The sequence below is a fragment of the Aeromonas sp. 600948 genome (assembly GCF_049174875.1).
GTDB classification, from domain to species: Bacteria; Pseudomonadota; Gammaproteobacteria; order Enterobacterales; family Aeromonadaceae; genus Aeromonas; species Aeromonas veronii_A.
Map to the genome: position 1 here is coordinate 41,690 of NZ_JAAKTY010000008.1, position 20,647 is coordinate 62,336.

At 62.3% G+C, this 20,647-nt stretch carries 17 protein-coding genes; 6 read left to right on the plus strand and 11 right to left on the minus strand.

All coding sequences use genetic code 11. From position 1 onward, the window contains the following. The first annotated feature begins 114 nt into the window (after positions 1 to 114). Entirely contained in the window at positions 115 to 1,407 is a 1,293-nt protein-coding gene (locus G5182_RS08895; protein ID WP_227341456.1) for a ferredoxin reductase family protein, read from the plus strand. Positions 1,408 to 1,422: 15 nt separating this feature from the next. Here G5182_RS08895 and G5182_RS08900 read toward each other — a convergent pair whose 3' ends face one another. Continuing rightward, entirely contained in the window at positions 1,423 to 4,602 is a 3,180-nt protein-coding gene (locus G5182_RS08900; RefSeq protein WP_421254335.1) for a S41 family peptidase, read from the minus strand. Positions 4,603 to 4,883: 281 nt separating this feature from the next. On the opposite strand from G5182_RS08900, the gene G5182_RS08905 reads away from it, so the two are divergent. The 4 genes from G5182_RS08905 to G5182_RS08920 all read left to right on the plus strand — a co-directional run bounded on the left by G5182_RS08905 (position 4,884) and on the right by G5182_RS08920 (position 8,412). Further along, complete coding sequence (locus G5182_RS08905) at positions 4,884 to 5,363, plus strand: L,D-transpeptidase family protein (RefSeq protein WP_227341454.1); 480 nt, start codon at positions 4,884 to 4,886, stop codon at positions 5,361 to 5,363. Positions 5,364 to 5,527: 164 nt separating this feature from the next. Then, positions 5,528 to 7,054 carry a YjjI family glycine radical enzyme gene (locus G5182_RS08910; protein WP_421254336.1) on the plus strand — a complete coding sequence of 509 codons (1,527 nt, stop codon included), beginning with the start codon at positions 5,528 to 5,530 and terminating at the stop codon, positions 7,052 to 7,054. 10 nt (positions 7,055 to 7,064) lie between these two features. Next, positions 7,065 to 7,964: a YjjW family glycine radical enzyme activase gene (locus G5182_RS08915; RefSeq protein WP_421254337.1), complete on the plus strand. Its 900-nt coding sequence runs from the start codon at positions 7,065 to 7,067 to the stop codon at positions 7,962 to 7,964. A gap of 124 nt (positions 7,965 to 8,088) precedes the next feature. Continuing rightward, complete coding sequence (locus G5182_RS08920) at positions 8,089 to 8,412, plus strand: DUF1820 family protein (protein WP_216952118.1); 324 nt, start codon at positions 8,089 to 8,091, stop codon at positions 8,410 to 8,412. 63 nt (positions 8,413 to 8,475) lie between these two features. Here the strand turns inward: G5182_RS08920 and G5182_RS08925 are convergent, their stop codons facing one another. The 3 genes from G5182_RS08925 to G5182_RS08935 form a co-directional block, all read right to left on the minus strand. Continuing rightward, a complete protein-coding gene (locus G5182_RS08925) occupies positions 8,476 to 9,408 on the minus strand; it encodes a LysR family transcriptional regulator (RefSeq protein WP_216952117.1) in 933 nt (310 codons plus the stop codon). 66 nt (positions 9,409 to 9,474) lie between these two features. Next, positions 9,475 to 10,671 (minus strand): aromatic amino acid transaminase, encoded by a 1,197-nt coding sequence (locus tag G5182_RS08930; RefSeq protein ID WP_421254338.1) that lies wholly within the window; start codon positions 10,669 to 10,671, stop codon positions 9,475 to 9,477. Between the two features lie 170 nt (positions 10,672 to 10,841). After that, positions 10,842 to 11,117: a metal/formaldehyde-sensitive transcriptional repressor gene (locus G5182_RS08935; RefSeq protein WP_005343089.1), complete on the minus strand. Its 276-nt coding sequence runs from the start codon at positions 11,115 to 11,117 to the stop codon at positions 10,842 to 10,844. Positions 11,118 to 11,188: 71 nt separating this feature from the next. Between G5182_RS08935 and dmeF the strand changes: the two genes are divergently transcribed. Continuing rightward, on the plus strand, positions 11,189 to 12,148 hold the full coding sequence (gene dmeF / locus G5182_RS08940; protein WP_421254339.1) for a CDF family Co(II)/Ni(II) efflux transporter DmeF: 960 nt from the start codon (positions 11,189 to 11,191) through the stop codon (positions 12,146 to 12,148). Between the two features lie 160 nt (positions 12,149 to 12,308). Here dmeF and G5182_RS08945 read toward each other — a convergent pair whose 3' ends face one another. The 7 genes from G5182_RS08945 to lpxL all read right to left on the minus strand — a co-directional run bounded on the left by G5182_RS08945 (position 12,309) and on the right by lpxL (position 20,481). Next, on the minus strand, positions 12,309 to 12,557 hold the full coding sequence (locus tag G5182_RS08945) for a hypothetical protein (protein WP_005343091.1): 249 nt from the start codon (positions 12,555 to 12,557) through the stop codon (positions 12,309 to 12,311). Positions 12,558 to 12,623: 66 nt separating this feature from the next. After that, complete coding sequence (locus G5182_RS08950) at positions 12,624 to 13,196, minus strand: DNA-J related domain-containing protein (RefSeq protein ID WP_421254340.1); 573 nt, start codon at positions 13,194 to 13,196, stop codon at positions 12,624 to 12,626. Then, positions 13,193 to 14,980, minus strand: a complete 1,788-nt coding sequence (locus G5182_RS08955; RefSeq protein ID WP_204420232.1) for a cation:proton antiporter — start codon at positions 14,978 to 14,980, stop codon at positions 13,193 to 13,195. Before G5182_RS08955 ends, G5182_RS08950 begins: the two co-directional genes overlap by 4 nt. Positions 14,981 to 15,170: 190 nt before the next feature. Beyond that, entirely contained in the window at positions 15,171 to 15,692 is a 522-nt protein-coding gene (locus tag G5182_RS08960; protein WP_005335907.1) for an MltR family transcriptional regulator, read from the minus strand. Positions 15,693 to 15,825: 133 nt separating this feature from the next. Continuing rightward, positions 15,826 to 16,971 carry a mannitol-1-phosphate 5-dehydrogenase gene (locus G5182_RS08965; RefSeq protein ID WP_047436917.1) on the minus strand — a complete coding sequence of 382 codons (1,146 nt, stop codon included), beginning with the start codon at positions 16,969 to 16,971 and terminating at the stop codon, positions 15,826 to 15,828. 37 nt (positions 16,972 to 17,008) lie between these two features. After that, entirely contained in the window at positions 17,009 to 18,931 is a 1,923-nt protein-coding gene (locus G5182_RS08970; protein WP_421230962.1) for a PTS mannitol transporter subunit IICBA, read from the minus strand. Between the two features lie 626 nt (positions 18,932 to 19,557). After that, entirely contained in the window at positions 19,558 to 20,481 is a 924-nt protein-coding gene (gene lpxL, locus G5182_RS08975; RefSeq protein WP_021231687.1) for an LpxL/LpxP family Kdo(2)-lipid IV(A) lauroyl/palmitoleoyl acyltransferase, read from the minus strand. Positions 20,482 to 20,647: the final 166 nt, after the last annotated feature.

Genomic DNA, 20,647 nt, shown 5'->3' on the forward strand with positions numbered 1-20,647 from the left:
TCACACATTGCCACACAAGCTTCCCCCTCTGGCAAAGTCTTGTGACCGGACGGGGTTGTAATGGAACCATGAGCAGGGGTAAGGCCCTGCCGCGATGGAACCAGGGGGCATGTTATGACGAGTAAACGGGTGTGGTGGCTGTTGCCGCTGCTGGCGGTTGGAGTCTGGTGGCTGGGTTATGCGGGGGACGCCAACGGGGTGTGGCCCTGGCGCCATGAGATGTTGCTGCTGACGGGCCTGCTGGGGATGGCCTATATGGCCATTTCGCTGTTGCTGGCGTTGCGCCTGCCGCGGCTGGAGGTGTGGTGTGGCGGTCTGGACCGGATGTTGCGATTGCACCGTCAGACGGCCATTGGCGGCGCATTGGCACTGACCGCTCACTGGCTGCTGGTGGAGGCGCCCAAGTGGGCGGTCTCGGCGGGTTGGCTGAGTCGTCCCGCCCGGCGTGGGGCCAGTGCAGCTGGCGCTGGTGCAGGTAATGGCATCTCGCTCCATGCCCTTGGCAATACCCTGGGTGAGTGGAGTTTCTATCTGCTAATCGCGCTGGTGGTAGTGAGCTTGTTGGCCCTGGTGAGTTATGGCCGTTTTCGGCTGATCCACCGGCTGGCACCGCTCATCTATCTGGCGGGGTGGGGACACGGGCTCTGCCTGCTGCCTCAGATTGGGGCCATGACCCCGGTGGGGGTAGCGATCTGGTTAATCGGTGGGCTGGGAGCTATCGGGGCCCTCTACTCCCTGCTGGGGCAAGTGGGGGCGCGGGATCGCCATCCCGGCCGGGTCATTGCGGTGCGGGCGCTGGCGGATCACACCTGCGAGCTGACCATGCAGTTGGGGCGGCCGCTCGCCCATTACCGCCCGGGTCAGTTTGCCTTTTTCGAATTTGACGCCAAGGAGGGGCCGCACCCCTTTACTCTGGTGCGGGTGTCGGCGGATCGGCGCCAGCTGGTGATCGCGGTGCGGGCGCTCGGGGATCATACCCGTCAGCTGGTGGCAGAGGCGCGCGTCGGGGATGGAGTGGTGGTGACCGGCCCCTATGGCGCCTTTGTCGCCCCGCAGAGGGGAGGCCGAGCCCTCTGGCTGGGGGCCGGGATAGGTATCACGCCGTTCGTCGCCTGGCTGGAGGGGCTGGCTGACCGTGGAGAGCGCTGCGAGGGGGGCACCCTGATCCAGTGCGCGCCGGATCTGGCGGGGGCTGTCTACCACCAGCGGTTGGTCGAGCTCTGTCATCGCACCGGTGTGCGTTATCAGCTGCATCTGGACAAGGCGGCCGGGCGGCTGGATCTGGCCCGCATCGCGCAGGATGCGCCCGAGCAAGTGTGGTTTTGCGGGCCGGAGGGGATGGCAGATGCCCTGACCCGGCTGTTGCCGGACGGGCATCTGCATCGCGAGCTGTTTCGCTTTCGTTGAGCTTGATGGGCGCTGTTATTTGGCGCTGGCTGGCAACTGCTTGAGGGCGGCCTGTACCGCGGCCTCCAGTTGCGGATCCCGCCCGGCCACCATGTCGGCGGGGGTGAGAGGCGCCTGCAGATCCGGGATCAGCTCCTGATTCTCGTAAAAGGTGCCGTCCGGCTTGCGCAGCCCCAGGGTCGGAATGCCGTAGGAGAGGCCTGGGATCAGCCGGGAGTCGTGGCTATAGACCATGGTGCCGGTGCCGGGTATCGGATCGCCGACGATGGGGCCGACCTTGAGGGCGCGGTAGTACTCGGGGAAGGCGGAGCCTTCCGAGTAGCTGGCGGCGTTCACCAGCACCACCGAGGGCTTGGTCCACTGGCGAGTGGCGGCGTCGGTTTCCCCCTTGCCCTGACGGGGCCAACTGCTGGCCATTCCCTTGGTGCTGCCGCTGCCGGTCAGAAACTCCACCAGGGTATTGGCGAGATAGCCGCCGCTGTTGAAGCGGACATCGACGATCAGCGCCTCGCGATTGCGCTGTCTGCCGAGGGCATCCGCCACCACCGCATCGTAGACCTCGCTATTCATTGCCGGCAGATAGACGTAGCCGACCCGTCCTCCGCTCAGGCTGGCCACCAGCTCCCGCCGTTTCTCAATCCAGCGATCCTGTTGCAGCTGGTACTCCTGCAGCTTGTTGATGGCGGTGAGCACCACCTCGTCAGTTTGCTTGTTGCCCTCCTGCTGGAAGGTGAGGGCAAGCCGGGCACCGGCCTGATGGTTGAGGGCCCGATCCAGCTCGGCCAGATTGGCAATCGGGACGCCGTTGATGGCGAGCAGGCGGGCGCCCGGGGCGATATCGCTCTCCTGATCCAGCGGGCCGCCAGAGAGCAGGGCGGTGAGCATCACCCCCGGCTCGCCATCCTGCCAGTAGCCGCCAAGGCTGGCGGTCTCGTCCGCCATGCGCGGGAAGGGGGCGGGGCCGCTGCCCCAGGTGTGGGAGACATTGAGCTCGCCAGCCAGCTCCGCCAGCAGGTTGCCAAAGTCCCGCGGGTTGCCGATGCCCGGCAGCAGGCGGCGGTAAGCGGCGACATAGCTATCCCAGTTCACCCCGTTCATATCGTCCAGATAGAACTCGTCCCGGGTTAGGCGGGCGATCTGATCGAAGGCGGCGGTCATGCGTTCCTGCCAGCGGCTGGTGGGTTGCAAGGCGAAGGGGGCGCTGGTGGCCTCGCCGGAGTCGAGATGGATCCGGGTGATATCCCCATCCCGCACCAGGGTAGCCAGGGTGCCCTGCTGGTTGAGGCTTGCCAGCGCTGGGCCGGGCTGCTCACCAAACAGTTCGCTGGTTTTGCCTTTGCGCAGATCCTGGCTGTAGCCCTTGATCTCGCTCTCGCTGTTGACCCCCATCTCTTCCACCAGATAGATCACTTGGTCGCCGATGATGCGGCTGGCGAGCAGGGTGCCGGTGGGTTGCAGCAGCAGCGCTTCTCGATGGTTGAGACGATCGCTTTCAAATCCGTATCCCCCTTTCGGCGGCTCCAGTTCGGCAATCGCATCGGCTCTGGCGGCGCGGCTGCTGTAAATGCCGAGCAGGTTGGTGACGAGGGGCTCGCCATCGGGCCCCAGTGCGCCAAATCGAGTCGATTGCCAGTAGAGGATGGCGCCATCCTGGCTCCAGCCCGGTTGCCCATCCTGATAGCCGTTGAGGCTGACATTGACCGGTTTGGCCTTGGGATTGGCCGTATCGATCACCGCGATCTCCTGCTCTGCCGCATCGGGGCGGAAGGTGAGCGCCAGATGGCGGGAGTCGGGGGCAAAGGCGAGATGCACCTCGTGGCGCGAGGGGTTGAAGCTGGCAGGCACCAGCTCCCGCTGCTTGTTGCTCGCCAGATCCAGCAGATGGATGGCCTGGCCATCCACCACGAAGGCGAGCTGTTTGCCATCGTGGGAGAGCACCGGACGGCTGATCCCCTTGCCGGGAATCGCCAGCAGCAGGCTCTCGGTCAGAGTGCCGGGATCGCTGAACAGCAGATCCGGATCCCCCTTGCGCAGGCGATAGAGGGCAGCGTGCCCCTGCTGCTCCGACAGATAGATGAGGGCGCGGCCCTGCTCGGCGAAGAGGGGGCTGGACTGCTCGCTCGGATCTCGGGTCAGCTGGCGCACCCGCTCCCGCTCGGGGTCGACGGCAAACAGGTTGCCCTCGCTCACCAGGATCTGCTCGTCCGCCTCTTCGCTGACCAGCGCTTCGTCTGCCAGGGTCAGGGTCTCGCTCGCCTCATCCGGCGTGCTCGCCACTTGCGGGGTGAGGGTCAGCTTGCGTGGCTCGCTGCTACCGGCATCGAGGCGATAGAGTTCACCCAGCCATGACCAGACCAGATCGCCATTGCGAGAGGCGCTGAGCCCCCGCACCGGATGGCCCTGATAGTGGGTCAGCTGTTGCTCCTTGCCGCTGGCAAGATCCCGACGCCAGACGTTGAAATCGCCGCTGCGCTCGCTCAGGTAAAAGAGGGTATCTCCCTTGTCGCTCCAGACCGGATCGGTGGCCGCCACTCGATCTTCGGTCAGCTGCTTGTGCTGCTTGCCATCAAACAACCAGAGACGGGGCACCGCAAACGAGTGCTGATGCTTGCGAAAGGGTTGATCCGCCGCGGGCATCTGATAGGCGAGCCGCTCTCCGTGGGGACGGGCCAGGGTCGCAGGCAGCGGCAGATCGGCCTGCAAGGTGCCGCCGGTGATCGGGGTCCAGTAGAGCTCGCCCCATTGGTAGCCTTCCGCGATAAAATGGTCGGCATCGGGCGCACCTAGGCGCTGGCTGCTCAGCAGCAGTCGTTTGCCATCGGCGCTGAAGGCTTGCGGCAGATCGGTGCGCGAATCGCGGGTGAGGCGCACCATCTCGCCGCCGCTGGCAGGCACCACGAACACATCCTCGTTGCCGTAGAGATTGGCGGCAAAGGCGAGCTGTTTGCCATCCGGCGACCAGATTGGCCGCTGGCTCAGGTAGTCGCTGCCGGTGAGCGCCGTGGCGGGGCCACCCCCGGCACTGGCGACAAAAATGCGCCCCTGCCAGGTGAAAGCAAGCTGCTTGCCATCGGGGGAGAGGGCGGGCTCGCGCAGCCAGAGTGCATCGGCGGCGACACTGGCGGGTAGCCAGAGCAGTGCGCTGACCAGCAGCAGGCGGGTCAGCGAAGAGTTCGGCAAGAAGTGCAGAGGCATGATGTCATCCTGAATCAGGTTCAATTGTTACATATTTACCGATCTGCGGCATCATGGCTAGCCAGAAAGTGTAAGCTATGTTTTTGTTTTTATTGTCAATTAGTCATGTTTGCGCAGGTCGTTCATGGACCATTCACCGTTCGCAGCCAAGATATGTTTTATTGGGTCTATTGAGTATTGATGGCGATCCAATATCATGGCGCTCGCTCGCCAACGGGCGAGCCTATTCAGATGATGTGACAACCATAAAAAGCCCTGCCAGAGGCTTGTCGAGGGATGGAATGAGAGCCGTATTGTTGTGTGTGCTGGGGCTGTGGCCCGCGCTGAGTTTTGCCTTTACCGAAAAAGCCGATTTGGTGGTGGTCAAGAAGTCTACCTACAGCCTCACCCTGATGAAGGATGGCAAGGAACTGAAGCGCTACTGGGTTGCACTGGGCCCGGCTCCCAAGGGGCACAAGCAGCGGGAAGGGGATCAACGTACCCCGGAGGGGCGCTACACCCTGGATTACAAGAAGAGCAACTCCGGCTTTTATAAAGCGATACATATCAACTACCCGAATCTTGACGATATCAAGCGCGCCAATGAGTTGGGGGTGAACCCGGGTGGCATGATCATGATCCATGGTCAGCTTAACCGGATGGGTAACCGTCGGGTACAGCCCTCCAACTGGACCAACGGTTGTATTGCGGTACTTAACCACGAGATGGATGAGCTCTGGAATGCCATTGACCCGGGTACGCCCATCATCATCGAGCCCTGATCCGCAGAACGGGGGCCTTGTCGGCAGACAAGGCCCCCGTTCTGTTCTGGTTGTGATCCCCTTTAACGGATGTCTTTTTGAGACATTCGCATTGTTGTGAATGTCACTTCAAAAAAAGCCTGTAAATGGTAAGGATATGGGTTCTATCCGTGAAGGAGTGTCCCATGTCTTTGATCGAAACCTGTCAGCGCATCGTGCGCGATCCCCATCTCTCCGCTGCCCAGAAGAGCCACGCACTGGCGCTGGCCGCCGAGAATGCGTTGCCCTACCCCGACCTGCCTGCCGCAGTCGCCGAGGCGATGGAGCAGGGATTTATCTGCGACATGTTCGAAGGGCACGCCCCCTACAAGCCGCGTTATGTGCTGCCGGACTATGAAAAATTTCTGACTCAGGGCTCTGCCTGGCTGGAGCTGGCGGCGCCGCAGGATTTCGACGAGGCGCTCAATGCCCTGCGCATCCTCTATCACCATGTCCCCTCCGTCACCGGCATGCCGGTCTGGCTGGGGCGGCTCGACCATCTGCTGTTGCCGTTTGTCGGCGAACTGGATGACGAGACCCTCTATCGCAAGCTGAAGGGGTTCTGGATCTATCTGGACAGGGTGCTGCCGGACGCCTTCATGCACGTCAACATCGGGCCGGATGACAACCGTATCTGCCGCCTGATCTTGCGCATCGACAACGAGCTCAAGCAGGTGGCGCCGAACCTCACCTTCTTCCACGATCCGGAGCAGACCCCGGACAGCCTGCTGCTGCAGGCGGTGAAGAATATCGCCGAGTGCAGCAAGCCGCACATCGCCAACTACCCGATCCACCGCGATACCTTCGACCAGCGTGGTTTTGGTATCGTCAGCTGCTACAACGCCCTGCCGCAGGCCGGTGGCGCTAATACCCTGGTGCGCATCTCCCTCAAGCGGGTCGCCGAGCAGTGTCAGGGGATCGATGATTTCCTCGGTTGCCTGCTGCCCCATTACTGCCGTCTGGCCTCCCAGTTGATCGAAGCGCGGGCCGCTTTCTTGCATCAGGAGTCCGGCTTCTTCAACAGCTTCCTGGTGAAAGAGGGGCTGCTGGATGAGGATCGCTTTGTCCCCATGTTCGGCATCTACGGCATGGCGGAAGCGGTCAATATCCTGATGGATAAAGAGAATCTGCCGGATCGCTACGGCCATGGCGAGGAGGCGAACCAGCTTGGCTATCGCATCTCGGCCCAGCTCTCGGAATATGTCACTGCGACGCCGCAAACCCATGCCTGGGGTGGTCGCGCCCTGCTGCACTCGCAAGGTGGCCTCAGCATCGATGTGGCAGTCACCCCCGGGGTGCGCATCCCCTACGGGCAGGAGCCGGATCCGGCCAGCCATGTGCTGGCGCTGGCGCCGCACCACACTTATTACCATTCGGGGATCAGCGAGATCCTCACGCTGGATCCCACCATCCGCCAGAACCCGCAGGCACTGCTGCAGCTCTGCAAGGGAGCGCTTGCCATCGGCATGCGCGAGTTCACCGCCAACGTGGCCGACAGCGAGCTGGTGCGGGTGACCGGCTATATGATCCGCAAGAGCGACGTGGCTCGCTTCGCAGAGGAGGGATCGCGCTTGCAGACCACCTGTCTCGGTGCCGAGGCGAGTGAAGTGACCGCCATTCGTCAGCGGGCACCGCGGGTAGTCGCCCACGAATCGACCATCGGCGAGTATTGAGTTCGCACCGATGGCTGATGTCTTGCCAACACGCAGCGCTCTGGTGAGTAGGGTGCTGCCGTTCTCCTGTGTCGACGGGCCGGGCAACCGGCTGGTGCTGTTTCTGCAGGGGTGCAACTTTCGCTGCCCCGGCTGCCATAACCCGCACACCATAGGGCTGTGCGACGATTGCGGCGACTGCCTTGCGGTCTGCCCGAGCGGTGCCCTCTCTCTGGATGAGGGTCACTCTGGCGAGCACAGAGTGCGCTGGCAGGCGGCGCTCTGTACCGACTGCGACGCCTGTCTGGATGTCTGCCCGCGCAGTGCCAATCCCAAGACCGCTACCATGACGGTGGCCGAGGTGCTGGCCCTGCTGCGCCGCTACGGCCCATTGCTGAGCGGGATTACCGTCTCAGGCGGTGAGGCGACTACTCAGCTCCCCTTCGTGGTTGCGCTCTTTACCGCCATCAAGGCCGCGCCGGATCTGGCCCATCTCACTTGCCTGCTAGACAGCAACGGCTCGCTGGCCGAGAGCGGTTGGCTGCGGCTATTGCCGGTGCTCGATGGTGCCATGCTCGATCTCAAGGGGTGGCGTGACTCGGTACACCTCTCGCTGACCGGTTACAGCCGCGAACGGGTGCTGGCATCGCTGCAACTGCTGGCAAGTCACGGCAAGCTGACCGAACTGCGGCTGCTCCACGTGCCGGGCAAGAGCGATTTTCTGGATGCGAATGGTGAGCTGGACGCGGATCTCGCCGCCTTCTTGCAGCAGCTGGGGCCTGTGCCCATTCGCCTCAATGGCTTTCGCCACCACGGGGTACGGGGGGAGGCGAGGTTTTGGCCAGAGGCGACCCGCAGCGAGCTGGAGTGGCTGGCGAGTCGGTTGCGTGCTGCGGGAGTGGGGGCGGTGACCTTGCCACCGCTGATCTAAAGAGGTCTGATCGATTCCCTTGCTGTGTAGTAAAAGCACACAACTGTGACTTCTGTCTATTGGAGGGGGCCTTGGGGCTCGTTATGATATTGCCCATCCGTCCCTCCTCCATCACAGATAAATCATGAGTGAAAGCAAGGCGTTATATCGGGTTCAGTTTATTTGCCACAACGAGCGCTACGAGGTCTATGTGCGCCAGGTGAATCAGGGCCAACTGTTCGGTTTTATCGAGATCGCCGATTTTGTCTGGGACAACCACACGGCGCTTATCGTCGATCCCAGCCATGAAAAGCTCAAGAGCGAATTTGCCGATGTGCGTCACACCCTTATCCCCATGCATCAGGTGTTGCGCATCGATCAGGTGAAAAAGCAGGGGGCTGCCCGCATTACGGATCTGGGTAGCAATGTCGCCTCTTTCCCCAGTCCCATTTATACCAAACGTCCCTGATCCCTCATTGCCGTGGATGTTTCGCCGTGGCGAAACATCCATCTCTTCTCGCTGTCACCTGGCTCAGGGCTCGACCAGCTCGCGACCCAGTTGCAGGATCCGCTGGCGGAACCAGTGGCGGGCCGAGCCATCACCGGCCGGGCCATACCAGACCAGACTGTGACTCACCTTGCCGTAATCGAACGGTGCCGGACGCAGCTCCAGATCTGGCTGGCTGGCGATGCATGCCGCCCAGCCACCGATGGCGGTGAGGATCAGATCGGTCTGGGGCAGCAGGGCAGCTGCGCTGGCAAAATCGGGCAGGGTGGCGCCAATCTGGCGACGCACCTGTTGCTGGGCAAGGCTCTGCTCGAAGAAGGGGTTGGCCAGCTCCTGATCCCGGATGGCGATATGGCGCCAGCTCAGGTAGGCATCGAGATCCCAGGGCTTGGCCAGCGCCGGGTGGTCTTTGCGCAGCAGACAGACCAGTTTCTCTTCCCGCAGGGTCTCCCACACCAGCCCAGGCTGGCGCGGTAACGGCTGGCTCTGGTCATGGGGCAGGATCACGAAGTCGAGTTTGCCCGCTGCCAGCGCCTCCAGCCCCTGCTCATCCTTGTTCCAGATCTCCGGCACCATGCCCGGGACTTCTTTCATCAGCTGACCCAGAATGGGGCCCACCGGCCAGGTCATCACGCTCTCGCGCAATCCCAGCCGCAAGCAGCCCTGCCACTGCTGGGGGTTGAAGGCATTCTGGCGAGTGAGGCCGTTCAGCTCCCCCAACAACCGGTGCAGGGTGGGAGCCAGTCGCTCGGCCATGGGGGTGAGCAGCAGCTGGTTGCCCTGGCGGTAGAGCAGTTGATCCCCCAGCAGACCCCGCAGCTGGTTGAGGGTCTTGCTAACGGTGGAAGGCGTGGTGCATAGCCGCTCGGCGGTGCGGGTGACGCTCTGGTTGTCGAGCAGCAGATGCAGGGTGACCAGATGGCGACCTCCCAGCCGAGAGAGTGCGATCAGATCCATAAGTACTCCACAAGCGAAGGGAAGAGACAAGACAAAAAAGCCCCGCCAAAGCGGGGCTGGTGCGGATTAGCCCTTGAGCACCGCGGCCATGGCGTCGGCTACGTAGTCGACGTTGCGACTGTTGAGGCCCGCCACGCACATGCGACCGGATCGCACCAGATAGACGGCGAACTCCTCGCGCAGCCTGTCCACCTGCTCCGGGGTGAAGCCGGTGTAGCTGAACATGCCGCGCTGGTTGATGAAGTAGCTGAAGTCGCGGCCCGGCACCTTGGCGCTCAGCACCTCGAACAGCTTCTGGCGCATGGCCTTGATGCGGGTGCGCATCTCGGTCACCTCGCCGACCCACAGGGCGTGCAGCTCCGGCTGGCTCATCACCGCCGCAGTGATCTGGCCACCGTGGGTGGGAGGGCTTGAGTAGTTGCGACGTACGGTGGCCTTCATCTGGCCCAGTACGCGGCTCGCCTCTTCGGCATCCTGACAGATGACCGACAGACCGCCGCAGCGCTCGCCGTAGAAGGAGAGGTTCTTGGAAAACGAGTTGCTGACGAAGAAGCTGACCCCTGCGGCCACCATGGCGCGAATGGCGTAGGCATCCTCTTCCAGTCCGTCACCGAAACCCTGATAGGCGATATCCATAAAGGGGATCAGGTTCTTCTCGACCACCAGCGCGATCACCCGATCCCACTGGGCGCGGGAGAGATCCACCCCGGTCGGGTTGTGGCAGCAGGGGTGCAGCAGCACGATGCTCTTGGCCGGCAGAGTGCTCAGGCAGTCGACCATCGCATCGAACTGCACGCCGCCGGTGGCCGCATCGTAGTAGGGGTAGTCGTGCACCTTGATGCCAGCTCCCTCGAACATCGCCTTGTGGTTGTCCCAAGTGGGATTGCTGACCCACACCTCGGAGGTCGGGAAGTAGCGCTTGAGCAGATCGGCGCCGATCTTCAGCGCGCCGGAGCCGCCGATGGTCTGGATGGTGGCGATACGTCCCGCCTTGACCGCTTCATGGTCGGCACCAAACAGCAGGTGTTGCACTGCGGTGCGGTAGTTGGCGGCGCCTTCCATCGGCTGGTAGGGGCGCGGGGCAGGGGCGGCCGCGCGCTGGGCTTCGGCCTGCTGCACCGACGGCAGCAGCGGAATGCGCCCCTGCTCGTCGTAATAGAGGCCGATCCCCAGGTTCACCTTCTGCTCGCGGGTGTCTTTGTGGAAGGTCTCGACTAGCGTCAGGATGGGGTCGCCAGCATAGGCATCGACGTGTTCAAACATGGGGGATCCTTGAAATTGACTGTCCAGTAAAACCGGCGGTCAGCCGGGCTGGACATCATGGCGCAAAGCTGGCGGTGGCTCAAGCCCGAAAGGGACGGGGGCTGGCGGGCAGACGCCACACAGCCGTAAACGGAATGATGCGGGGTCGCCCGCAGCCTCATTCACCGGTCCTACTTCAGATAGGATCGCAATACCCGCACTACTTGATCCAGATCTTCCAGCCGCTCGGCCGGGGTCGCCTCTTCGGCACCCAGATGCTCACGCATGTGCCCTTCCAGCACCTCCAGCATCAGGCCGTTGACGGCACCGCGAATGGCCGCGATCTGCTGCAAAATAGCGGCGCAGTCGCTCTCCTGCTCCAGCGCGTGCTCCAGCGCACCGGCCTGTCCCTTGATGCGACGTACCCGTGCCAGCAGCTTCTTTTTACCGTGAATGGTGTGTGACATGCAGGATCCTCTCGATCAATAAAACTATACTGGGGTATAGTATATTGCATCGTCGCTCTCAGGAGAAATCCATGTCATCCCTTGTCTCATCCCACTGCCACCAACCCGTCGTCCACGAAGGGAATCCGCTGGCTGAACAGAAAACCCGTTGGGCCGTGCTGCTGACCGTCATCATGATGGTGGCGGAGATCGGCGGCGGCTGGTTCTACAACTCCATGGCGCTGCTGGCCGATGGCTGGCACATGAGTTCCCACGCGCTGGCGCTCGGCCTCTCGGTGCTGGCCTACCGCGCCGCCCGCCACTTTGCCCGCGACCACAGATTCAGCTTCGGCACCTGGAAGATCGAGGTGCTGGGTGGCTTCACCAGCGCTCTCCTGCTGGTGGGGGTGGCCGGGCTGATGCTGTTCGAGTCGGTGTTCAGGCTGCTCGATCCCAGCCCGATCCACTATCAACAGGCGATCGCCATCGCGCTGGTGGGGCTGCTGGTGAATCTGGCCTGTGCCTGGCTGCTCAAGGATGATCACGGCCATCATCACCACGGCCATGGGCATGACCACCATCATGGGCATCACGACCACGATCATCATGACCATGACGATCACCACGGCCATCAGGATCTCAACCTGCGTGCCGCCTATATCCACGTGCTGGCGGATGCGGCCACTTCCGTGCTGGCGATCCTGGCACTGGTGGGGGGCATGCTGTGGGGGGCCGACTGGCTGGATCCCCTGATGGGCATAGTGGGGGCCGTACTGGTGGCGGTGTGGGCCTGGGGTCTGCTGCGCGACTCCGGTCGGGTGCTGCTGGATGCCGAGATGGATACCCCGTTGGTGGGTGAGATCCGTGAGGTGATTGCCGACCTGCCGGATGCCGAGATCCGCGATCTGCACGTCTGGCGGGTGGGCCAGCAGCAGTATGCCTGCGTGCTCTCCCTGCTGATGACTGCGCCTGTCTCCGCCAGCGAGATCCGCGCGCGGTTGGCGATACATGAAGAGCTGGTCCATGTGACCATAGAGATAGCCACTCCATAGCCAGATTTATGGCTGTCTATGCCAGATAGCGTGCAACTTGTACTCTGCAACACGAGTAAATCGAAGCAGTTTTTTCTGGGGAGGCCTGTGGCAGGCACGTGCTGACTATGTGCCTGGTACAAGCCTCACCGGGGCTAGGGGTGAGATGTGACGGTTTGAGTTAACGTTCGAAGAAGCGATAGAGGTGTTCTACCTGCATCGGGCAGTCAGCTACCAGATGCACATGATCGCGGGCCTGTTCGACCGTATCGAAACTGACTGGGCAGCCGAGGGTATCGGTCAGCTCGTAGAGAGCGCCATCATTGCCTCTGAATTCGATGATCCAGCCGGGGATGGCCACGTCGTGGAGTATTTCGGCCTCTTGCAGGATCTGTTGTTGATAGAGCTTGCGAAGTTCACTGACTGTCATGATGCTCTCCTGTGAAGGGGGATTCAGCTCCAGTCTATGCCTCTCTTTGTGCGGACGGCAACCGGATCATCCCCACAGGACCTCCCAGGCCCAGCGGATGCGGATAAAGGTCTCGGCATTGCCACCCCGATCCGGATGGTGCTGCAGTGCCAGCTCCCGCCAGCGGCGGCGGATCGCCTCCTGACTCGCCCCCTCATTCAACCCGAACAGGGCCAGCGCCTCGGCTTTGTGCCCCTCACCGTCATAAGCGCGCCAGAAGCGGTTGAGCAGGGCTTCAACTTCGGCACGGTCGGTCTGCCAGAACACCTGCCAGTCGAGATAGTAGCTACGCAGATTTTCGCCAAGGGCAAAGCCGTGGTTGGCCTCCTGATTCCCGGCCAGCGGTTCGAGCCGGATATCCAGGGTGCTGATTACCAGCCACCATCCCTCTTGCCAGAGCTCGGCCTGCAACTGGTAGAGGGCGTTCATGATCAGGAAGTTGACCCGAAACAGCTGTAGTTGCTCATCGTCGGCCAGCCGGGGGATCTCCCCCTGCTGGCGCAGAGCGGCCATCAGTTCATGCACCTTGTAGCTTCCCGCCGCCTGTTGCAATAGCACCAGCAGAGGGGCGATCAGCGGATTGTGGTTGGCTTCGCTCATTCGGCACCCTGCTCTCTGGGTGGCTGCAGGGCGATCAGCAGCTCACCCGCCTGCGGGGTGACAGGGCCGGTAACGATCTGGGGCTTGCCCTTGCCATCCATGATGAACAGCGGGATGGCGCCGGGATTGGCGGTCTGATACTGGGCCCAGTCGAACGTCTCGCTCAGGCGGGTCGCCTTGATCTGGCCGCCCCGGCTCAGCAGGCTGCTCAGCTTGGCATAGTTGATGTCGGGGCCGAACAGGTTCTGGCGAGCGCGAAAGGTGGCGCTCTCCCGGTTGGCCTTGCCGTGCTGCTCGCTGGATCGCAGGGAGTAGACCTGCTCCTCGCCGTAGAGGTGGGCAAAGTGCAGCACCCCGAGGGCGTTGTTGTGGCGGTTGGGGGAGAGTGCCAGCACGGTACTGATGCTGGTAAGCGGCAGGTGCAGCTCGGCATGTTCCGACTGGGGGTTGCCGAAGTAGCAGGGGAGGTTGCTCATCCGCGCCTGTTTGCAGAACTCCCAGGCGGGATCGCAGAGCTGTACCGGCACCCCCTGATCCGCCAGCGCCTTGCCAATGGCCCGCGCCACCGAGTTGGCCCCTATGATGAGCCAGGTGTTGGGGGCGCTCTGGCGCATCTTGAGCAGGCTGGCCAGCGGTGCCGAGGTGAGGCTCTGCAACACCACGGTGGAGATGATCACCGCAAATACCAGCGGTACCAGCTTGTCGGCATCGGGGATCTCGGCCTGATGCAGGCTGATGGCAAACGAGGCACTGACTGCCGCCGCGACTATGCCACGCGGGGCGATCCAGCTCAGCAGGGCGCGAGCTCGCCAGGAGAGATCCGAGCCCCAGGTCGAGACCAGAATACAGAGCGGACGCGCCACGAATTGCACCACGCAGAGCAGCGCCAGCACCATGGGGCCGAGTTGCCAGAGCTGGGCCAGATCGAGGCGCGCTGCCAGCAGGATAAACAGGCTGGAGATAAGGATGACCGCGAGATCCTCCTTGAACGCCAGCACCTCCTCCAGATCCAGCCCCTCCTGATTGGCGAGCCAGATGCCGAACACGGTCACCGCCAGCAGACCGGACTCGTGGCTCAGCCAGTTGGAGAGGCTGAAGGTGAGCAGCACCAGCGCCAGCACGCCGAACTTGTGCAGGCTGACCGGTAGCCAGTCCTTGCGAATGAGCAGGGTGGTGAGCCAGCCTGCTGCCACCCCGATCAGGGAACCGACCAGCACTGTCTTGCCCAGCGCCAGCAGGGTATGGCTGATGAGATCTCCCTGACTGCCGAGGCGGACCGCCTCGAACACCAGCACCGCAAACAGGGCGCCGATAGGGTCGATGACGATCCCCTCCCAGCGCAGGATGCGGTCCACCTCCCGGGTGGGGCGGATCACGTTGAGCATGGGGGCGATCACCGTCGGGCCCGTTACCACCAGTACCGCGCCGAGCATGGTGGCGACCCGCCAGTCCAGCCCCAGCAGGAAGTAACCGGCGCTGCCGATGACGGCGAAGCTGACCAGCATGCCGGTGGAGCAGAGATTGCGCACCACCTTGCCGATCCCCTTGAGCTCGGCCAGATGGAGGGTCAGCGCCCCCTCGAACAGGATGATGGCCACCGACAGGGAGACCAGCGGAAACAGCAGATCCCCGAGCAGGGCATCGGGGTCGAGCAGTCCGCTGACCGGGCCCAGAGTCAGGCCGGTGAGCAGCAGAAACAAGATGGCGGGCACCCGCAGCGACCAGGCGAGCCATTGGGCCAGTACGGAGACCAGGGCGATCCCGGCCAGAGAGAGGGCAATCATGCAGACCTCGATTCAGGCAGTGAGTATGGAGCTAGTGTAGTGGCTAAGTTGGTCAGATTGACACCCGAAGGAGCGAGCATCATGGCCGGGATGGGGAGATGTGCGACAGTCGGCGTCATGGTGGCTGGCGGTGGTGTGCAGGGCGCCAGCCAGACGCCAACCGTGGTGATGGGGTGGCCTTGGGGCCGGATTAGATGGGGCTCTCCTTGTGGAGCTCGCCGACACAATCGGCCAGCGCCAGTACCAGTGCGGAGCGCACCATCTGATCGAGCCGGTTGAGCTGCATCTGGTAGAAGGCCCAATCCTCTTCGCTGGCGGGGGGCTCCAGCTTCATCATGCCGCCCTGATTGACCCCGTGCAGGCGGTCGAGCAGATCGCGGATCGGCTTGTCGCTGAAGCGGTAATCCTTGGGGTCGCGCACCAGAAAGTCGCGGATCTTGATATAGGCTTCGATATCCTGATAGCGCTCAAGGGAGATGAGGCCGAGGGCGAAGATGAGCTTGAGGCGCACCTCCAGCTGGCCGAGGGGGCCGCTCTGGTTGAGCAGGGGTTCGATGGCGTATTTGACGGCATACTCCTCCTGACGGAACGCGCGTCGCATCAGGGAGTCGACCGCCTCTTCCAGGATGGTCACGGCTTCGAGAAAGAAGCCGCGGGGGCCATCCTGCTCGTTCAGTCGTTCCAGTACTTCATCTTCCTGGTGTGTGGTCATAGGTGCATTGGGTCCAGCTGACAGGGAGAGAGTCAGCCTCTCTCCCGGTTTTTATCATATGGGGCACATTCCCTTGCCATTCAAGCGCTTGGCGCGCTATCAGTGGTGGCTGAATGCGCCGCAAGCAGGGTCATTACAGGGTTTCGTAACGGGCGACGATGGCGCGAACCACCTCGCTCTCTTCATCCAGTCCGGTAACGCGGGCCAGCGCTTTGGCCGGGCCAAGCTCCGCCAGCAGGGCTTGCAACTCCACTGCCTGTGGGTCATCGGCATTGCGATAGTGGAGCGCCGCGGCGATCCCTTCCTGCAACTGATCGCTCGGCAGGCCGTACTCCAGGGTGCCCAGCAGCGGCTTCACCAGTCGATCCCCCGCCGCCAGCTTGCGCAGTGGCTGACGACCGACCCGGTCAATCTCGTCCACCAGATAGGGGTTGGCGAAGCGGGCCAGGATCTTCTCGATGTAGGCGGCGTGCAGACGCGGGTCGAAGCCGTAGCGTTTCACCAGCACGGCACCGCTCTCCTCCATGGCGCGGCGCACCTTGCTGCGGATCACCGGATCTTCGATCGCCTCGCGCACTGTGCGATAGCCCCGCAGCTTGCCGAGATAGGCGGTGACGATGTGGCCGGTGTTGAGGGTGAACAGCTTGCGCTCGACGAAGGCCATCAGGTTGTCGGTGGGCTCCATGCCCGCCACCTGTGGCAGTTCCCCCTTGAACTGGGTCTGGTCGACGATCCACTCGCTGAAGCTCTCTACCGTCACTTCCAGCGGGTCATCGTTGGCAGCCGCGGCGGGCGGCACGATGCGATCCACCGCCGAGTCGACGAAGCCGATGCAGGATTCGAGCGTGGCATGATACGCGACCGGCAGGTACTTGAGTACCTCCCGCTTGAGGTGGCTGGTGCCGCGCACCATGTTTTCGCAGGCGATGACGTTGAGTGGTGTCAGGTTGCCGGCATCGAAGCGAGCTTGCAGCCCCTTGGCCAGGGTGCTGGCAATCTTGTCCAGAATGTTGGGGCCTACTGCCGTGGTGACCAGATCGGCAGTGATGATACGGGCGATCACCTCGTGACCGGCGGAACTGACCGCCGCCACGTTGCGCACCACGTCCAGCTTCTGATCCGCCCCTACTACATGGACCTTGTACTCCTGACGGTGGTTGAGCTGGTCGATCAGGGTGTCGTTGACGTCGGCGAAGGTGACCTGATGGCTGGCATCCGCCAGCACTTTGCCGATAAAGCCGCGACCGATGTTACCAGCACCAAAATGCAATGTTTTCATGATATTAACCTCTTGAACCAAAGACGATGAAAGATGATTACGCAGCCTGTTCGGCACCCAGCAGATCCAGGAAGGCCTGGGGATCCGTGGTGCTGGCCAGCCGGTCGATGAGACCGGGTTCATCCAGTGCATTGGTCAGGCGGGTTATCACCTGCATGTGTTCGTCGTTGCGGGCGGCGATGCCGATCACCAGCCGTGCTACCTCATCGGCAGCCTCGCCAAAGGCGACCCCGGCCGGGTACTGGCAGATGACGATGCCGGTACGTTTCACAAACTCCTTGGCGGCGATGGTGCCATGGGGCACGGCGATGGACTCGCCGAGGTAGGTGGAGACCAGTTGTTCGCGCTCCAGCATGGCGTTGACGTAGTCGGGGGCCACGTAGCCGCGCTCGGCCAGCAGTCGGCCAGCGGTCAGGATGGCGGCCTCCTTGTTGTCCGCTTTCAGTCCCAGATGCACGTCATGACGGCTCAGGGTAAAGACTTCGGCTGCCTGCGGCTCGTAGCTGTCGTCGTTGGCGGCCACCAGCAGTTGCGGGTTGGCGACGTCATCGTTGGCGGCGCGGCTCAGGCTCTGTACCAGCTCCTGATAGAGGCCGTTGTCGAGGAAGTTGGTGAGCGAGATATGGTGAGCGTTCGGCGCATGGCGACGGGCCCGCTCGGTCAAATCCTTGTGGGTGATGACCCAGTCCACCTGATCGTCGAGCTGATCGATGGCGCGGTTGGTGACGCTGATATCGAGGCCAGCGGCCTGTACCCGCTTGCGCAGCATGCCGGCTCCCATCGCGCTGGAACCCATGCCCGCATCGCAGGCGACCACGATATTGCGCACCGCCATCAGTTCGCCGCCCGGCTTCTTGGCCGCTGCGGTTTCGGACTTGCCGCCCTTCATGGCTTTCATCTTGCGAGTGGCTTCACCGAGGGCATCGGCCTCGTCAGCTTCCGGCTGCTGGGCGCGAACGAACACGGCGGCGACCAGGAAGGAGACCAGAGTGGCGCTGATGATGGAGAGCGCGACCCCGATCAGGGAGGCTTTCGGCGTCATCAACAGCACAGCGAAGATGGAGCCCGGCGATGCGGGGGAGACCAGACCGGCGTTGAACAGGGTCAGGGTAAAGACCCCGGTCATGCCGCCGGCGATCACAGCCAGAATGAGGCGCGGGTTCATCAGCACATACGGGAAGTAGATCTCGTGGATGCCGCCGAAGAAGTGAATGATGGAGGCGCCAGCCGCAGACTGCTTGGCGGCGCCGCGACCGAACACCATGTAGGCCAGCAGCACGCCCATGCCCGGGCCCGGGTTCGCTTCAATCAGGAAGAAGATGGAGCTGCCGTGCTCGGTCGCCTGCTGGATCCCCAGTGGTGAGAAGATACCGTGGTTGATGGCGTTGTTGAGGAACAGGATCTTGGCCGGTTCGACGAAGATGGAGGTGAGCGGCAGCATGTGGTTTTCCACCAGGAAGCCGACGCCACCGGCCAGCACGCCGGAGAGCACCTTGACGAAGGGGCCGATCACGAAGAAGGCGAGGATCGCCAGCAGCATGCCGATGAGGCCAGCGGAGAAGTTGTTGACCAGCATCTCGAAGCCGCTCTTGACGCGCCCTTCCATCACTTTGTCGAAGCGCTTGATGGCCCAGCCACCGAGCGGGCCGACCATCATGGCGCCCATGAACATGGGGATGTCTGTCCCCACGATGACGCCCATGGTGGTGATGGCACCGACCACGCCGCCGCGCTCACCGCCCATCAGTTTGCCGCCGGTGTAGCCAATCAGCAGCGGCAGCAGGTAGGTGATCATGGGGCCGACCAGCTTGGCCAAGGTTTCATTGGGCAGCCAGCCGGTGGGGATGAAGAGGGCGGTTATAAAGCCCCAGGCGATAAAGGCGCCTATGTTGGGCATGACCATATTGGACAGGAAGCGTCCAAAATTCTGTATCTTGACTTTGGTATCCGGTGATAACATGTCGGGACCCCGTTTTAAGCCTGTTTGATTAAAAGTGGTAGTCGGGATGGCCGGTTTTGCCGAACCTCCATCCCGGTCGTCTAAGCAACTTCAATCTACCAGCTTGATATCAAATTAGGCTGAAAACGGGGTGTCTTGTGATCCAGCTCTCAGATACCCAGCCATACCCCCTCCATAACCAGTGATCAGCATCACATACCCATGCTGTAATTCGGCTACATTTCGATCTTTTCTGTTTTGAATGACCATTTTTTGTGATTAAGATCACCAATTCAGCTTTGCCGTTCATTCGTGCAAATGTGATTTGTATCACAAATTCAATTTTTGTATTCGAATGGGACAAATCACTCAGTCACTCATCAGCGGGTAGTGACGATGGATCTATCGAAACACTCCATTGCTTACCAATGAATCAATAAATTTGTAACCCGCTTTCAGTTTTTACGGTCGGCGATGAGGTCTCTTTTGCTGCTGGTTGGTGGGAATGGGCGCCAACATGCAGGATGTTATCGAGCGGCAGATGTTCGGGGCGCTTGCTTGCCGCGCAGGCCAGACAGCAGATAAAAACAAACCGCCAGCAGGCGGTTTGTCGGTTTTTACGAGCTATCCCCTGTCGGGGCTGCGGTTTAGTAGAAACCGGCATCCTCGGGGGAGGGGCGGGTCTTGAAGCGGCGATGGAGCCACATGTACTGCTCCGGCGCCTTGCGCACGGCGGCTTCAATCTCGCGGTTGGCGCGGGCGGCATCAACCATGTCATCCCCGCTGGGGTAGTCGGCGAGCGGCGCCCCGATATGCAGGGTGTAACCCTCGCTGGTGCGGATGTTGTAGCAGGGCAGGGTGACGGTGTTCTTCACCCGCGCCAAGGTGGCGGTGCCGGTGATGGTGGCGGCCTGCTCTACCGCGAAGTAGGGCACGAACACGCTGGCGTGGCTGCCGTAGTCGTGATCCGGCGCGTACCAGAGGGCGTCGCCGTTGCGCAGCGCCTTGATCATCCCCTTCACGTCCATACGGTCCACCAGATATTTGTTGGAGGCGCAGCGACCGTGGTACTGGGCATACTCCAGCACCGGGTTGGTGTTGGGGCGATAGACCCCGACCCCTGGGCGCACCAGCCCGAAACAGCGGGCGTTGAGTTCCAGCGTCAGGAAGTGGCAGGAGAGCAGCAGCATGCCCTGACCTTTTTCCATGGCGGCGATGACGTGCTCTTCCCCTTCCACTTTCATCAGGTTGCGCATCCGCCAGTCTGGCCAGAACCAGGCGATCCCCACCTCGAACACGGCACAGCCCACGCTCTCGAAGTTTGCCTTGAGCAGTTTCTCCCGCTCATCCCGGGTCAGCTCGGGCATCGCCAGCTCCAGATTGCGACGGGCAATCTTCACCCGGGACTTCAATATCCTGGCGGCGAGGCGACCGAGCTGACGGCCCAGCCACATCTGGCTGCGCCACGGCAGCAGGGTCAGCAGCCAGAGCAGGCCGAGGCCGAACCAGCTGGCCCAGTAACGGGGATGAAACAGGCGGGGCTCGAGGCGGGGAGCGTTGTCGTGGGCCATGGCTAATCTCTTATTCGCAAACACAATCGGGGGATTCTAGCCGAAAAGGGGGGGCGGGGGCGAATGGCTATGTGCTGGTCAGAGGGGCTGATTGTGGTTCACTGGTGTTACGGGAATCCTAACTATCGGTTTCCTTTAAATGGAAACCGCAGGTTTGCTTTTTCTC